General features: G+C 40.0%; 17 protein-coding genes. 16 read left to right on the top strand and 1 reads right to left on the bottom strand.

Annotated elements, in window-relative coordinates:
* From WC955_07690 to WC955_07645, 10 genes are all read left to right on the top strand, one after another.
* On the top strand, positions 1-1,288 hold a 1,288-nt coding region (locus WC955_07690), incomplete at its 5' end, for a hypothetical protein (GenBank protein MFA5858934.1).
* Between the two features lie 10 nt (positions 1,289-1,298).
* Positions 1,299-1,901: a recombination mediator RecR gene (gene recR, locus WC955_07685; GenBank protein ID MFA5858933.1), complete on the top strand. Its 603-nt coding sequence runs from the start codon at positions 1,299-1,301 to the stop codon at positions 1,899-1,901.
* A complete protein-coding gene (locus WC955_07680; protein MFA5858932.1) occupies positions 1,898-2,476 on the top strand; it encodes a 2-oxoacid:acceptor oxidoreductase family protein in 579 nt (192 codons plus the stop codon). The genes recR and WC955_07680 overlap by 4 nt, the downstream gene beginning before the upstream one ends.
* 27 nt (positions 2,477-2,503) lie before the next feature.
* Positions 2,504-2,803, top strand: coding sequence for a 4Fe-4S binding protein (locus WC955_07675; GenBank protein MFA5858931.1), 300 nt, complete (start codon positions 2,504-2,506; stop codon positions 2,801-2,803).
* Positions 2,804-2,831: 28 nt separating this feature from the next.
* Entirely contained in the window at positions 2,832-4,004 is a 1,173-nt protein-coding gene (gene porA / locus WC955_07670) for a pyruvate ferredoxin oxidoreductase (GenBank protein ID MFA5858930.1), read from the top strand.
* 37 nt (positions 4,005-4,041) lie between these two features.
* Entirely contained in the window at positions 4,042-5,004 is a 963-nt protein-coding gene (locus tag WC955_07665; protein ID MFA5858929.1) for a thiamine pyrophosphate-dependent enzyme, read from the top strand.
* Between the two features lie 33 nt (positions 5,005-5,037).
* Entirely contained in the window at positions 5,038-6,471 is a 1,434-nt protein-coding gene (locus WC955_07660) for a glycosyltransferase (protein ID MFA5858928.1), read from the top strand.
* A gap of 26 nt (positions 6,472-6,497) precedes the next feature.
* Positions 6,498-7,130: a class I SAM-dependent methyltransferase gene (locus tag WC955_07655; protein MFA5858927.1), complete on the top strand. Its 633-nt coding sequence runs from the start codon at positions 6,498-6,500 to the stop codon at positions 7,128-7,130.
* Complete coding sequence (locus WC955_07650; GenBank protein ID MFA5858926.1) at positions 7,115-8,731, top strand: glycosyltransferase family 39 protein; 1,617 nt, start codon at positions 7,115-7,117, stop codon at positions 8,729-8,731. Before WC955_07655 ends, WC955_07650 begins: the two co-directional genes overlap by 16 nt.
* 7 nt (positions 8,732-8,738) lie before the next feature.
* Positions 8,739-9,476 (top strand): class I SAM-dependent methyltransferase, encoded by a 738-nt coding sequence (locus WC955_07645; protein ID MFA5858925.1) that lies wholly within the window; start codon positions 8,739-8,741, stop codon positions 9,474-9,476.
* Here the strand turns inward: WC955_07645 and WC955_07640 are convergent, their stop codons facing one another.
* Positions 9,477-11,696: a hypothetical protein gene (locus WC955_07640; protein MFA5858924.1), complete on the bottom strand. Its 2,220-nt coding sequence runs from the start codon at positions 11,694-11,696 to the stop codon at positions 9,477-9,479.
* A 74-nt stretch (positions 11,697-11,770) separates the two neighbouring features.
* Here WC955_07640 and WC955_07635 point away from each other — a divergent pair, with 74 nt between their 5' ends.
* Genes WC955_07635 through WC955_07610 form a run of 6 tightly spaced genes read left to right on the top strand, consistent with a single transcriptional unit; the run spans position 11,771 to position 16,014 of the window.
* Positions 11,771-12,256 carry a hypothetical protein gene (locus tag WC955_07635; protein ID MFA5858923.1) on the top strand — a complete coding sequence of 162 codons (486 nt, stop codon included), beginning with the start codon at positions 11,771-11,773 and terminating at the stop codon, positions 12,254-12,256.
* 22 nt (positions 12,257-12,278) lie between these two features.
* Complete coding sequence (sppA, locus tag WC955_07630; protein MFA5858922.1) at positions 12,279-13,244, top strand: signal peptide peptidase SppA; 966 nt, start codon at positions 12,279-12,281, stop codon at positions 13,242-13,244.
* Between the two features lie 12 nt (positions 13,245-13,256).
* The gene (locus WC955_07625) at positions 13,257-13,871 is read left to right on the top strand and encodes a YIP1 family protein (GenBank protein MFA5858921.1); all 615 of its coding nucleotides are present in this window, start codon (positions 13,257-13,259) and stop codon (positions 13,869-13,871) included.
* Between the two features lie 25 nt (positions 13,872-13,896).
* Positions 13,897-14,358: a DUF2062 domain-containing protein gene (locus WC955_07620; GenBank protein MFA5858920.1), complete on the top strand. Its 462-nt coding sequence runs from the start codon at positions 13,897-13,899 to the stop codon at positions 14,356-14,358.
* Complete coding sequence (locus tag WC955_07615) at positions 14,339-15,289, top strand: radical SAM protein (GenBank protein MFA5858919.1); 951 nt, start codon at positions 14,339-14,341, stop codon at positions 15,287-15,289. The genes WC955_07620 and WC955_07615 overlap by 20 nt, the downstream gene beginning before the upstream one ends.
* Before the next feature lie 2 nt (positions 15,290-15,291).
* On the top strand, positions 15,292-16,014 hold the full coding sequence (locus WC955_07610) for an endonuclease V (GenBank protein ID MFA5858918.1): 723 nt from the start codon (positions 15,292-15,294) through the stop codon (positions 16,012-16,014).
* Positions 16,015-16,031: the final 17 nt, after the last annotated feature.

Genomic DNA, 16,031 nt, shown 5'->3' with positions numbered 1-16,031 from the left:
TGATGAGGTTCATCAGATAACATCATTTGGGTTTAATGCATTGCTAAAAACTTTAGAAGAACCGCCTGCACATGTTAAATTTATGATGGCAACAACTGAACCTCATGAGTTACCAAGGACAATTATCTCGAGACTCCAGCATTTTACACTTAAGTTAGTTCCTATCCCGCTGATATCGAAGTATCTCGATGAGATTATTGAAAAAGAACGCGGTGAAGGGCGTGAAATTAAAGTTACAAAGGAAGCGCTGGATCTTATTGCAAAAAACAGCGGGGGTAGTGTGCGTGATGCACAGAGCTTACTCGACCAGGCTATTTCTTACGGTGGGGATAAAGTGGGGTACGAAGAAGTGTCTTCATTACTTGGATTGATACCGTCACAGGTTTTGCATGATATAACCCAGTGCCTCTCAGCTGGTAGGACAAGTGAAGTTTTGGAGTTACTTGAAACTAGTATGAATAACGGGTACGATGTTCACCAGCTGACAAAAGATCTCCGGGATTATTACCGTAAGATGTTGTTATTGAAATATAGTTCAAATGAAAAAAATGTTGCGAATCTCGGATTATCCAATGAATTAAAGGAATTAGTCAGGAAAACGGATGCTGCTCATATTCTGCGCGGTATTAAATTATTGGTACGGTGTGCTGAAGAAATGAAGTGGAGTGAATACCCCGGGATTGTTCTGGAAACAACACTTGCATGGTTGAGTAAGAAGGTTGTGAGTATTGAAACGCTTATGCAGGGAAGTGATACCGTGGTTGAGGAACCGGAGAAGGAAAAGGTCATTGATAAAGTTACGCCAGTGCTTTCTGAAGAACAAAAAACTGATATGGTTGAACATAAACTGTTTTCTCTATGGGAGCAAATAACAAGAAGAATTACCGGTAAGAATTTAATCGGTGAAAGTATGAGGAAAGCACAGCATAGAATCGAGAACAATAAAATTGTTGTCACGGTAACCGACGAAGTTGCAAAACATAAGATCTTAAAAGATATCAGGATGGTAAAACAGGAAATTGTTCATATGGTACCTGAGGTCGAGGGGTATGAACTTGAAGTACTCGTTGAGAAACCGGTGGAAGATACTGTTATAGTGGAACCCTCTGGTAATACCTCAGGCAACAGGGATACCGGGGTGGAGACTGAACTTGATCCCAAAGATGAAAAAGCGACACAGATACAGTTTGATCTACATGGTGTGCAGGAAACCTTCCCTGAAGCAAAAATTGTTGGAAATAATGAGATAGATACTAATAAGGATAATTCAGGAAAAAGTAAGAAATGAACTGGTGTTTATGGTAAAGGTATTTGATAAACTTGTGCAGGCATTACAGAAACTTCCCGGGATAGGCCCGCGTGCAGCTGAACGGTTAGCGTACTATGTCCTTCGTACTAACCGTGAAGAAATAGTTGAACTGGCTAATGCGTTAGTATCTTCAAAACGTGATATCAAAAAATGTTCAGTATGCTATAATTATACGGAAACAGATCCGTGCGAGATATGTGGTGATAGTAACCGCGATAAAACATTGCTATGTGTTGTAGAACATCCGCAGGATGTTTCCGCAATTGAAAATATTAAGTCTTTTAATGGTTTGTATCACGTACTCGGGGGGCCGATTTCGCCATTAGATGGAGTGACACCCGATAAACTAAAGCTCAACGAACTTTCAACGCGGGTAAGTAATGGCAGCGGGATAAAAGAAATTATTTTAGCGCTTGACCCTGATATAGAAGGCGAAATGACAGTGAACTATATCGTAGCTCAGTTAGAGAATATAAATGTAAAAATTACGAGGATCGCTTACGGCATTCCCGCTGGGGGTGACCTCGAATATGCGGATAGTGTTACTTTAAGTCAATCAATTGAAGGCAGGAAGGAGTTAAGAAAGAAATGAGTGAATTAACAGAAATTAGATGGCATGGTCGTGGAGGGCAGGGGGCTAAGACAGTAGCGTTATTATTTGCGGAAGCAGCACTTGCAACCGGTAAACAGGTACAGGCGTTTCCGGAATATGGCCCGGAACGTATGGGTGCGCCGGTATTTTCGTTTGATAGAATAAGTGATGAACCGATTACATTGCACTGCCATGTGCAATCGCCAAAATACGTTGTGGTTCTTGATCCGACGTTAATTGAAACTGTGAATGTTACCGAAGGGTTAAAAGATGATGGTGCGATTATTATTAACTCGCCATTACCGGCATCAGAGATGAGAAAGAAAATTAATCCGACAAAAGCGCAGGTGTTTACGGTGAATGCCAGCGAGATTGCGATACAAACAATTGGGCGGAATATACCTAATACACCGATGATGGGCGCGTTGGTTAAGGTTAGTAAATTGTTAAAGATAGAAGGTGTTCTTGAAGATACCAAGCATAAACTTGAAAAAAAGTTTAGGAATAAACCTGAGATAATTGATGGGAATTTAAAGTCTATACAGCGTGCATATGACGAAGTTAAAGGTGAATAAGTATATATTTTAGAAGGAGTTGTCATAATGAAGAAGCAAGGATGGAAAGAGTTGCCGGAAGGTGATATACTCGCACCGGGAACAGCTGCAAATTTTAAAACAGGTGATTGGAGGTCCGAACGCCCGGTTTGGGATTCTACTAAGTGTAAACACGACCTTATGTGCTGGGTGTATTGTCCGGATAGCGCTATCATTACTAAAGACGGTAAAATGTGCGGGATCAATTACGATCATTGTAAAGGATGCGGGATTTGCGCTCATGTTTGTCCGTTAAAAGAGAAGGCTATTAAGATGGAACCCGAAGAAAAGTTTCGGCAAGGGAAATAAGTAGGAAGGTGAAAGGAGTCTATTATATATGAAAGATATAGCTAAAACCGGGAACGAAGCGGTTGCCGAAGCTATGCGCCAGATTAATCCTGACGTTGTTGCGGCATACCCTATAACACCGGCAACTGAAATAGTACAGATATTTTCGCAGTTTGTCGCTGATGGATTAGTGAAAACCGAATATGTAGCAGTGGAGAGCGAACACTCTGCGATGTCCGCGTGTATCGGCGCATCAGCCGCAGGTGCGCGTGCAATGACTGGAACGTCAAGCCAGGGTTTGGCATTGATGTGGGAAATGTTATATATCGCAGCCGGGTTGAGGATGCCGATAGTTATGGGAGTAGCTAACCGCGCGTTATCAAGCCCCATAAATATACACGGTGATCAATCCGATGTCATGGGTACCCGTGATTCCGGGTGGATACAATTACATGCTGAAAATACGCAGGAAGCTTATGATAATATTATACAGGCAGTAAAAATTGCGGAAACCGCAAAGTTACCTGTGATTTCAACAATGGATGGTTTTATTATCAGTCATTGCATGGAAGTTGTAAAATTACTTGAAGACGCGCAGGTGCAGGCTTTTGTTGGCGACTATAAACCCGAACGGTACTTGCTGGACGTAGATAATCCATTTACGCTTGGCGCGATTGACCTACAGGATTATTATTTTGAGCATCGCAGGCAGTTGGCAGATGCGATGGTTAAATCCAAAGATATCGTGCTTAATGTTGGAAAAGAGTTTGGTAAAAAGTTTGGGCGCGAGTACGGTTTATGGGAAAAAGTTAATATGGATGACGCGGAATTAGCGCTTGTCGTTATAGGTTCAGCTGCAGGGACTGCAAAAAATGTTATTTCTGAACTTAGAAAACAGGGGAAAAAGGTTGGGATGCTGAAACTACGCGTCTTCCGTCCGTTTGCGGCGGATGCATTAGCGGAAGAATTGAAAAATGTTAAATCCGTAGCTGTTCTGGATCGTTCAGATTCATGTGACGGTTTTGGCGGGCCGATTTTTGATGAAGTACGGTCAGCGTTGTATGACCTTGATAAACGGCCTTTGATGACGAACTATATCTACGGCCTTGGCGGGCGCGAGTTTGACTTAAATGATATTAGATATATTTATGAAGAACTTGGCAAGATATTGAGTGCTGGAAAAGTTGGGTCTAAGATAAACTATATCGGCGTTCGGGAATAGGTCGTAAGAATATTTTTAAGAAAGGGATAAATATAACATGGCTACAATAAGAGATTTAGCAAAAAAGCCTGAGTTGTTTACTGGAGGGCATAGGCTGTGCGCAGGTTGTGGTGCGGGTATTATTGCCCGGCAGGTGTTAATGGCAGCGAATACGCCGGTAGTAGTAGCAAATGCTACGGGTTGTCTTGAAGTTTCTTCTACAATATTTCCGTATTCCGCGTGGAAGACGTCATGGTTTCATAGCGCATTTGAGAACGCAGCAGCTTCATGTAGTGGAATAGAAGCGACATATCGTTCACTTAAACGTCAGGGGAAAATTAATAAAGATATACGGTTCATCGCGTTTGGTGGTGACGGCGGGACATATGATATAGGATTACAATCTTTGTCCGGTGCAATGGAGCGCGGACATAGGATGTTATATGTATGTTATGACAACGGAGCGTATATGAATACCGGGATACAGCGTTCATCCGCTACGCCGATTGGAGCGTATACCACTACTGCTCCCACGGGTAAAGAAAAAAAAGGGAAGGAACAACAACGGAAGGATCTTACAGAAATAATGGTTGCTCACAGTATTCCTTATGTCGCTCAATCGGCAGTAGGGTTTTGGAGTGACCTTGTAAATAAGGTACAGAAAGCGTTGGATACCGACGGTCCGACTTTTATTAATGTACTTCAGCCGTGCCGGTTGGGATGGGGACATGCTCCGGAGACTATAACAGATATTGGTAAACTCGCGGCGGATACTTGTTTTTGGCCGTTATACGAAGTGGTGGACGGGACGTATAGGGTTACGTATAAACCAAAAGAAAAGAAGCCGGTTACTGAATTTTTGAAAACTCAGGTGCGGTTTAAGCATTTGATGTCACCAGACAGCCAGGATGTTGTGGCTAAGATGCAGAACGAAATTGACCGCAAGTGGAATCGTTTACAAAAACTTCATGCGGATGGCATTGCTGCAGCAGCAGCGGTTCCTGCGGGGGATGCTAAGTAGTGGGTTGGTAACTTATGAACGGAGAAGTTTTCTTTGATTAATAAAGCTGATATTATCACTCATTACGAGTACTATGCCGGGACAATTGATGAATGGCAGGGTAGGAATAAGTATTACCACAATACTATAAAAGAGGTATTGGGGTTTGCAGTAATGCAAAACTGTAAAGTACTTGACCTGTCCTGCCATAACGGTGCGTTGTTGGCGAGTTTAAAACCTTCATACGGTATAGGGATTGATATCAGTCCGAAGATGGTTGAGCTTGCAGGTAAGAATTATCCGGAAACCAATACTAAATTTGTTTGTGCAGATATTGAGAAAGATAAGTTTCCTTTCGCTGAAGATGAAAAGTTTGATTATATTATCCTGAATAACACATTAAGTGAAACCGCGGATATTCAGAAATTGTTCAAACGTATAACAAAACATTGTACCAGTGATACACGCGTAATTGTTATGCAGTACAATCCGATATGGCAGCCATTACTGAAGTTCGGCGAAAAAGTTGGGTTAAAAATGCCGGAGATGAACCATAACTGGTTATCAATCGATGATGTAGAAAATTTTTTGGAGATCACTGGCTATCAGCCGGTCAAGCGCGGGTATTCTTTATTGTTCCCTAAATACATACCGGTCATCAGCGAGATTTTGAACAAATTCTTTGCAAAGATACCTTTTCTGCGCAGGTTGTGTATTATGCAATACTGTGTATCGCGTATGTTGATACCTCCGGAGAATGCGGAGGATATGACAGTATCTGTGATCTTGTGTGTCAGGGATGAAGAGAAAAATGTTGAGCCTCTGGTGCAGCGTATACCTGTAATGGGTAAGCATACGGAGATCGTGTTTGTGGAAGGCGGATCCAAGGATAATACCCGCACGGAAGTTGAACGTATTATCACAAAATATCCTGAAAAAGATATTAAGTTGTATATCCAGGATGGTAAAGGTAAAGCGGACGCTTGCAGAAAAGGGTATCTTAACGCAAACGGTGATTTTATGATACTACTGGAAGCAGACCTCACTACCCCACCTGAAGAAGTACAGTTATTTTATGATGTATATAAAGCTGGTATAGGAGAGTATATCAACGGAAGCCGGCTTGTTTACCGTATGGATAAAGATAGTATGCCGTTTGTTAATCATATAGGCAACCGCTCGTTTGGTATTATTTTTTCATTACTCCTGGGTCAACGTTTTACGGATACGTTATGCGGTTTAAAAGCTATCTCAAAAAATAATTATCGTACAAAGATCACTGATGCGTTGAAGGTATGGGGTGATTTTGACCCGTTTGGTGATTTCGAACTTATCTACAGTGTAATCAAGAATAATATGAAAGTCGCGGAGGTGCCTGTACATTATATCCCGCGTGTATACGGCGCACCGAAGACACAGGTGGTAAAACACGGGATGTTGCTGTTAAAGATGGTATGGGTGGCTTTTAAAAGGTTTGTGTTGTTCTAAATAGCCACGGGTGGAGAATATATAAGATGAAACTACCACAGAAGTCTAATATGCGTGTTACTAATTCTGAAGATCCTATCGAGTATTACTATAAACCATTAACCGGATTCATGTATCTAAAACGTTTAAAAATGGCAGAAAAGGTTGTTAAAACCGTGCACTGCAATAATTTGTTGGAGATAGGGTATGGCAGCGGCATATTTCTTCCGGAACTTTCGGTACATTGCGCGTCATTGTACGGTATGGATATTCATTCTAATGTTAAGTTAGTGCATGAAATGCTGGTAAAGGAAGGTGTTAATGCGCAGTTATCAACCGGCGATATTCTTAAGATGGAGTACTTAACCGGTCAATTTGATTGCGTAGTATGTTTAAGTGTTATGGAGCATATAGAGGACACGAAAACGGCAGTTGAGGAAATTCATAGAATTTTGGCGGAAAAAGGTTTCTTAATAGTAGGTATTCCCACAAAAAATGTTATTACAGACGGGTTATTCAAGATACTCGGGTTTGATCATGATAAAGAACATGTGTCCGGTCATAATAAAGTTATTGCTGAATTACGAAAAAAGTTTGATCTGCAGCTATTAGTTAAATTTCCTGTCATAACGCCCCTGGATTTGTCTTTATACACGGTAACGAAATGGGTAAAAAAGTAATTCCTCTATTAATAATCGTGGTTCTTGCGCTTGTGCCAAGGTTAGTGAATTTTGGTACACACGGGTTATTTTATTGGGATGAAGCATATTACGCGCTTGAAGCAAAAACAGTACCCACGGTTTTACATTATGTATTCAACGGAAATAAACAAAAAAGTGTTGCAGGGCTTAAATCAGAACTTATTGATAAAGGATGTATTTTCCCGACCGGTGTGGCAAAGCCGGGATTTATTACATTATTATCTATTGCCAGTACGGTTTTTGGTTCCAGGGATTATAGTGGGCATTTAATGTCCACTCTATTTAGTTTATTGACATTGATATTGGTATACGTACTGTCCATGCGTATCTACAATAATTTATATATCGCATCCACTGCGTGTTTATTAATGGCGGTAAGCGGTTACGATATACTGTACGCACGTAATGGGTTGCCATTATCTGCATGCTTGTTTTTTTTCACACTAAGTATCTTATTGCTTGTATCGGCGTATAACAGGCAGTGGGAGATAAAACACGTGTTTTTGTCCGGTATAACTGCCGGTATGGCGGTTACATGTCACTATACCGCGTTGGTCAGCAGTATTTTTGTTATGGCTCTAATCTTTGTGTATAGTTTGATAAAAGAGTGGAAGAATACGAAGTTTAACAGTGCCGTTAAAAATATGGGGATTTATATACTCGGATTACTGATTATTCCGGTCTCATACCAAATTGTGTATATGCTGATAAAAGCATTTTTAGGTAATAAACTTGAGGGTATAGTAGCAATGACATATTTTGAGTATTTCGCAAGGCAGTTTGGGTGGACTGTACAGGGATTGAATATCCGTGAAGCCGTTACTAATTACGATGTGTTGTTCTATATTAAAGCTATTTTGTTGAATAATGGTTGGGTTTTTTTGTATGCGTTAGTAACGTCGGTTGGATATTTCTTGATTAAGAATTTTAAAAAGTTTAATTTTATTGAAGCCTTGTTATTAATAAATACAGCGGTAATATTTGTTGTTTGGACTATGAAACCAGGGGTTACAGTTGCCAGGTTGTTATCCATAATATTTCCGTTTACCTATATCATGCTTGCGAAAACTGGTTGTGATTTTTATACCGGATTGAAATTGCCGGTATTAAAGGCAGTGGTTATATTAATAGGGGTTTTAGTAGTAATACAAAATGTTGTGATTGCAGGGGTACTGATAAATCTTAAATCCGGCTATCCTGATGTAGCATCATTTATTAAATCTACCGGCGAGACTGAAGTTGCAAGCCTCTGCGCGTGGCCTTATATGCAGTTTTATCTCGGTAAAAAAGTTTATGCTAATTCTGACAGGTTGAACACTGTCAAGGATATACTTACAATGGCAAAGGAAAGGAAGATTAAGTATTTAATTAAGGAGTTTGATATAAACGAGTATAACCATAATGAGCTTGAGAAAGAAGTTACTGCGATTCTTAGGCTGAAGAAACCCTTTAAAGTGTTTGACCATAAGTATCAGATAGAGAATATTGTTATAGACAACGATCCTGGTGCAATAAAGTATTTGAATGAAGCTAACCTGAAGAAAGTATATGTTTATGAAATTGCAAGTGTGTTTAAATAGATAATATATGACTGAAAATAAACGTATTGATAATGAAGTAAAACACGGGAAAAAAATTTTGCATGCCGCGGAAGATATCTGGGGCTGGGGAAGTCCTGCGGGACGTGTACGCGCAAACCGGCGTGCTGCTATTTTTGTGGAATTAGCTAAGATAAAAAAAACTGATAAAGTCCTGGAGATTGGCTGTGGGACAGGGTTATTTACACGGTTAGTTTATGCACGTACAGGCGCTGAGATTATAGCTACTGATATCGTTGATGATTTACTGGAGAAAGCAAGGATTGAATGTAAAGACGCGCGGTTTGTTCGGGAAGATGCTATGGCGTTGACCTGTACCGATAAAACGTTTGATGTTGTGTTTGGCAGTTCTATCTTGCATCATCTTAATATCGGGCTTGCGTTTAAAGAAATACTAAGGGTTCTAAAACCCGGAGGTAGGATGGTTTTTGCTGAACCTAATATGCTGAACCCCCAGATTTTGGTACAAAAAAATGTCGGGGTTATTAAGGAAGCTATGGGTGATAGCCCGGATGAAGCCGCGTTTATACGCTGGCAAGTTGAAAAAGTGATTAAAAATGCGGGGTTCATAAATACAAAAACGTTTCCTTACGATTTTTTGCATCCTTTTGTACCAAAACCTTTGATTTCGGCAGTATCATTCTTAGGCAGTATAATTGAAAGTATGCCCGTATTTCGTGAGATTGCAGGATCGGTTGTTATATACGGTGAGAAAATAGGGGATTAATTAATCTAGTTTAATCATATTAATAATAGCTGCGAGTACTGCTAATACTATAATCGTCAGGATAAAAGTTAGGCTGATGCCAAATTCCGGGATAAAATATAGTGTCACACTGAGTGACGCAATACCTGCTCCCAGTAAATCAAAGAAGTACAGGATGCCAGCGTTTTTTGTGAAATGCAAAGAAGTTGTATATATTGCGCCTACCGGCAAGGATATTAGTAGCATGGAAATAAAGAATAGTGTGCCTGCGATTGAGTAGTTTACGAATATGATACCCAGAATGAATGCTGTTAAATATAGGAAGATTGTGGAGTTGGTGAGGTAACGTAATAATTTTTCGCCGGTAAAAGTTTTTGTATTCAACATTTTTTCCGCAAGAATACTGCCGATACACAAACCAATCATAAATGCGGAAATAAGTAAGGATATCTGTTCGTAAAGATAACCGTAAATCACCTGAAAATTCAGGAGAAGTAATATTTCTGCGCACATGCTTAAGCCGCCGTACAAAAATACTGTTCCTAGCTGTAAACCATTGGGATTGCGTGTTACTAAAACCAATATCAGGATTACAGAAATAACTGGGATTATTATTTTTAGAATACGGGTTAATTGATTATGTGCAGCGGTAACGGTATAAGTGTTGAATTCGGGTGTTGTGGATTTCAGCCATAAAGCTATCATCGCGGTATAGGTTACGGGATGCGAATCCGTGTTTATTGAATGTTCATCTCTGCGTGTAAGTGTGCTGTGCCAGTACTGAAGCTTGTATTTATCAAATTTAAAGGGGAGATTGTGACGGTTGAGCGTTGATGGTTTGGGTTTTAGTAATTTGAGATTTATTAAGTACTGTTTTATTCCTGGTTGCGGAGTTTTTGAATTACAGTAACTTACTGCATACGCAGTGTTGCCGGGGAATATGTAAGTTGAAGGAAATGAGTTCCTCAAAGCAGAATATATGCTTGCGTTAATTTTAATAAGTTCATTGGTTAAATACACATCGGAAGAAGGGAAGGATAAACTTAGTATGCCGTTTGCTGATAAAATGTTGTTTAAAGATAAAAAAAATTCTTGGGTGAAGTATCGCGAGAAAAACAATGTTGTTGGTGCAGGGGCTGATAATATTACAGCGTCAAATTTATCTTTTATTGTGCTGTTGACATATCTTCTGGCATCAGTGTTTATTATTGTAACTTTCTTGTTTTGAAATACTGCTGCGCCAGCGGGAATTTGTTTATATATATCAACCAGTCCCGGGTCAAGGTCAGTATAAAGTATTGATCGGACATTAGGGTAACGCAGTACTTCTTGTATCACCAACGGCCCGCCGGTGATTATAAGTACATTTTGTATTTTAGGGTTTGAGAGTAAGGCAAGGTGTGTAAGGTATTCCGCGTGTTCAGTATTCTGTGTGGTGAACGTAAGTGCGCCGTTCTCATAGATACTGTATTGGTTGTCACGTTTAAGTAGTAGTATATTGCCGTATTTTGTATCTTTCGAAGTGAGTATCTGATAATTATTTTCCCACATTTTTTGGCGGATGGATAAGTCTAGGGTTTGTGAATTAAACAATGTTAAAAGTAAAATAGTTGCTATAACTGTATTAGAAAACCCTTCTTTTATTGGCTTCGATTGGCTGGTTTTCACATCATTCCTGGTTATAATAAAATACGTTACGATGTTGTTCAGTATTGATATGAGTAAACATAAGGTTAATGAGTTCATCCTTCCGGCAAAGATAAAGCTGAATATTATGCCTCCGGTAAAGGTTCCTAAGGTTTCGTAAATATATGCTTTATTCGGGTTGGCGTTCTGCGTGGATTGTAATAATGTTGATATAACGTTGAACTGTATGCCATAGATAATGCATAACGGCGCGGTGAACATAAAGTTGAGAAGTAATAACGGGAATGAAAGGTTTGTTCCAAAAGGGAGGTTCAATATAATACGTGAATAGCGTAAAGCTATGAGGGTTAATGGTATGAGTATAGAAAGTGTGAAGTGTATTGTGTTAAGTGTTTTTGCAGTGAATAATTTGCTGAAAGAGCTGGATATTAGTGTGCCGGTACCGACAAAGATAAGCCATAATGACAGGGTTAGGCCGATGTTTAATTCATTGCTTTGGTATACAGTTAGGAGTTCACGCAGAAGTGTTATCTGTGTAATTAACGAAGTTATGCCTAACACAGTGGCGGATATATATAGATTAATTAAATTCAACCGGATACCCTTGATAATTAGCTTATATTTACTTCTCTATTATAATAATAAATCTTGTATAATTTTAAGATGTTATGATAAAAAAGATTTTATCTGCTGATACAGCAATTGTATGTTTACTCACACTGATGCTCTGTGGGATGTGTGTGTTTACCATCCATGCAGTAGAGTTTGAGTACGGTGCAGTGGTTTCGCCAGGTGAATTATCGTACAGTGATGACAAAAAAAAGGATGAACCTCCGCGAGTATGGAATAAATACTGTTATCTTCTCTCAAAGGAATTCGGTGCGGAGCCTGAGTATGTCCAAAAATTGTTTCAGTCAGGATATGGATACTCTGAGCTAACGCAAATGTTTGTGATTTCCCGGATGAGTAAAAATACAGTCAAGGATATAGTTGTGTTACGCGAGAAAAACAAAAAGTTTGAGAGTATCTCAGGAACGTATAAACTTGATTATAAGGAAGTGTTGAAGGAAGCTGTGGGTATACGTGCAAAGTTAATGGCAAGGAAGGATAGTGTTATCTTAAGTACTACAACATACAAAGTTATTACGGAATAATTTAGTTAAGGAAGGGAAGTTAATGGACAAAAAGGTGTTTAGTTATCTGGTAATCGGCCTCTACGCTGTATCTGTTATTCTGGGCTTAGTGGTTATACTTAAACCCGGGGATAAAAGTAGTGTAAACAAAGTTAAGGACGGAAAAAGTGCCGGCGGAGTTGCTAATGCCGCACAGTTTTCTGGGAATAATGGCATCGGCGTGGTTACCATAAACGGTACTATACAATTTGACTCGCGGGATATGGGGTTCTCACCCAACGATTCAGGGAGGGTACTAAAGAAAATTGAAGCTTTTAAAAACCGTTCTGATATTAAGGCTGTGGTTTTGCGTATAAACTCACCAGGCGGGACAGTAGGGGCGGTACAGGAAATATATAGCGCTGTGCAAAAATTGAAGAAAGCAGGGAAAAAAGTTGTGGCATCCACCGGTGATATTTCAGCTTCCGGCGGATATTATGTTGCCTGTGCGGCAGATAAGATTATTGCTAATCCAGGCAGTATGGTAGGTTCTATCGGAGTAATAATGGAATTAGGTAATGTTGAGGGGTTACTAAAAAAAGTAGGGATCAAAATTGATACCATAAAAAGCGGTAAGATGAAGGATATCGGTAATTATTCCAGACAGATGACTGAAGATGAACGCAAACTTTTACAGGAGATGATTGATAGTACATACAACCAGTTTCTTAATGCCGTATCTACAGGGCGGGGGATTGAGAAAGATAAACTTGTGAATCTTGCGGATGGCAGAATATTTACCGGTGAACAAGCAAAATCTGTTGGGTTGGTTGATGAACTTGGGAGTGGTGATGATGCAATTCAAATCGCAGCGGCGCTCGCAGGGATTAAGGGTGAGCCAAGAGTAGTGACGGATAGCGAACCATGGGAGCAGTTTATGGATATGTTGAGTATGTCAAGCCGTAATGATGTCCTGCAAAAAGTCGGTGCAGTTGACGGGTTTAGGCTTGCATATAAGATGTATTATTGAATTGAGTCAAATATGAATATCATAGATTTTGTGTACGATATTATTTTAATACCAAAAACGTTTTTTGATAGCCTTGCCGGGAAAAGTAAGCTAAGTGGATGGGCATTCCTTTTATTGTTATTCTCAGTATTTACAAGTATGGTATCAATTCCGGTAGTATTAGGTATGAATCGCGAAGAAGGTGTATTGTTTATTTCCGCATTCACGGGGTTTAGGTATATCGTAACCGTAGTGTTGATTCTTTTATGGTCGTTAATCCTGAATTTTACCGCTGAAATTCTTAATGGCAAAGGTAAAGCAGTCGGGATGTTCAACGCTGTTATGTTTTCAACGTTCCCGCTGGTGTTTAGTATTCCAGCAGGATTTATCTCTTTAATGGTTCCATCGGGGTATGGGGTGTTATTATTTATGATACTGATGTTATGTTTGATACTTTGGATGATAAACCTGCAATTGATCAGCATAAGTAGCATACACGGAGTATCATATCTGCGTGCAGTAGGGGTAATAAGTATTCCCGCTGCAGTTATTACCGCATTATTTTTGTTGATCACAATTGTTGGCGTCATAATACTATCGACGATATGGGCGATGGCTGTTAAGTCTATAAATATTAGGCCGTTTTAAAAATAGTATTTAACAAAAACAGAATATGAACAAACCGTTATGGGATACTGTAAAAGAAAATGTTCGGAAAGTTTTGGTATTAAACGATTCTGTGCACGGGATCGCGCTGGGGTTTGCGATTGGATTATTTCTTTCCGTCCTACCGACATTTGGTATTGGGATGGTAGCTGCGCTGGCGTTATGCCCGGTATTAAAAATTAATCCAGTATCCACTTACGCAGGAACGTTACTGGTGAACCCGTTCACCGGGATATTTGTTTATGGGTTCAACTACTGGGTTGGAACATTGGTTATCAAACCCGGGAACAGTCAGGGGTTTGTTATACCAAAAAGTTTTTCTGGCTTATTAGATATGAGCTGGCAGCTGGTGATTGGAAGTTTTGTTAATGCGATTATTTTGTTCGTTGTTTCGTATTATATTGTGAGTTATGCTATGCAACAATACAGAAAACGTGGCGGTAACAATAGTGAAAACACAGCAAGGTAACGCGTCTTTCAAGAAACAATACCGTCCATCGTATCTGCGGATATCTTTATCTGACCTAAAACAAGTGCGTGATAGATTGATGGCGTATATGGAACATTGTGAGTTATGCCCAAGAAAGTGCGGGGTCAATCGTTTAAAAGATGAACACGGTGTTTGTCGGTCAGGGCGTAATGCTGCTGTGTCAAGTTATAACGTTCATACCGGTGAAGAACCGCCGGTTTCTGGTGTCAAAGGGTCAGGGACTGTGTTCTTTACAAACTGCAACCTACATTGTGTTTTCTGTCAAAATTATCCTATAAGCCAAATGGGTAACGGTAAAAAAGTTACATCTGATGAGTTAGCAAAGTATATGGTTGAACTCCAGGGACGCGGGGTGCATAATATTAATTTGGTTACCCCCACACACGTAACTGCGCAGATGGTTGAGGCTCTGGTACTTGCGCGGGAAAAAGGGTTACGGGTGCCATTGGTTTATAACACCAGCGGGTATGATTCAGTTAAGGTAATAAAACTTCTTGAAAATATTGTTGATGTTTATCTGCCGGATATAAAGTATACAGACAATGTTTTGGCGGGTAAGTATTCCGGTGTAAATAATTATGTTGAGAATAATAAGCTTGTGTTGAAAGAGATGTATCGCCAGGTAGGAGACAGTCTTAAACTGGATAGCAGCGGTAATGTAATGCGGGGAATGATTGTCCGGCATTTAGTTTTACCGGGAAATCAGGGAAATTCTGAAGCCGCGCTAAAATTTATTGCGGAAGAGTTGTCTCCAAAAATGTACATAAGTCTGATGGCACAGTACCATCCTGCGTATAAGGCTGAAGCATATACAGAATTGCAGCGGAGGTTAACACAGGAAGAATATGATAGTATACTGTCAGTTGCGGATGAGTTGTTGTTAGAAAACGGATGGCGGCAGGAGTTGTGAGTATGGGCATTATTTTTCAAAAAAGTCATTCATGGAATCTTGAACCTGACGACGCTGTGGCGGTACAAAACAGGTTGAGGCTTGAAATTCAGAAGTTTGATAGATTCAGTACTCCCGAAGAAATTAATTTTATCGGTGGAACGTATGCGTGCGTAGTACAGACAGAACGTTTACTGATTGCCGGTGGAGTGGTAGTTTTGGACTATGCAAAAGGAATGGTGATTGCGGAACATCAGGTTATTATCCGCGAGTTTGACTGGATGACGCCGTATAGTGCTGAATTCCTTGCATTTGCGCATCTGCCTGTTATTATTGAATGTATGCAGAAGTTGGAAACTGTGCCTGAAATAACATTTGTTCATGGGCATGGATACGCGCATCCACGGGCTATGGGTATCGCTACGCATCTCGGGATTCTAGGTGGAATACCGACCATCGGATGCGCGAATAAGTTGTTGTTCGGTGAGGCAGAAGATCCGCCACCGGTTAAAGGCGGGTATACATTTATCAAAGATGCTGTAGGTCAGGTGATAGGATACGCGCTTACGGCTAAAGATAAAACTAAACCCATATATGTTTCTGCGGGTAATATGGTTACTCTTGAACTTGCGTCGGATATGGTTATACGTTGCTGCAAAAAAAACCGTTTACCGGAACCGTTACGGTCAGCGAGGGAAGTAGTGAAAAATATGGTTGGACACATGGCTGAATTTGAGAATGATTAGCATAAACAAATTGATTG

This window comes from Elusimicrobiota bacterium (assembly GCA_041658405.1).
Lineage (GTDB): Bacteria > Elusimicrobiota > UBA5214 > JBBAAG01 > JBBAAG01 > JBBAAG01.
Note: the sequence above shows the minus strand (reverse complement) of the source record. Positions and strands in the feature narration are given on the sequence as shown.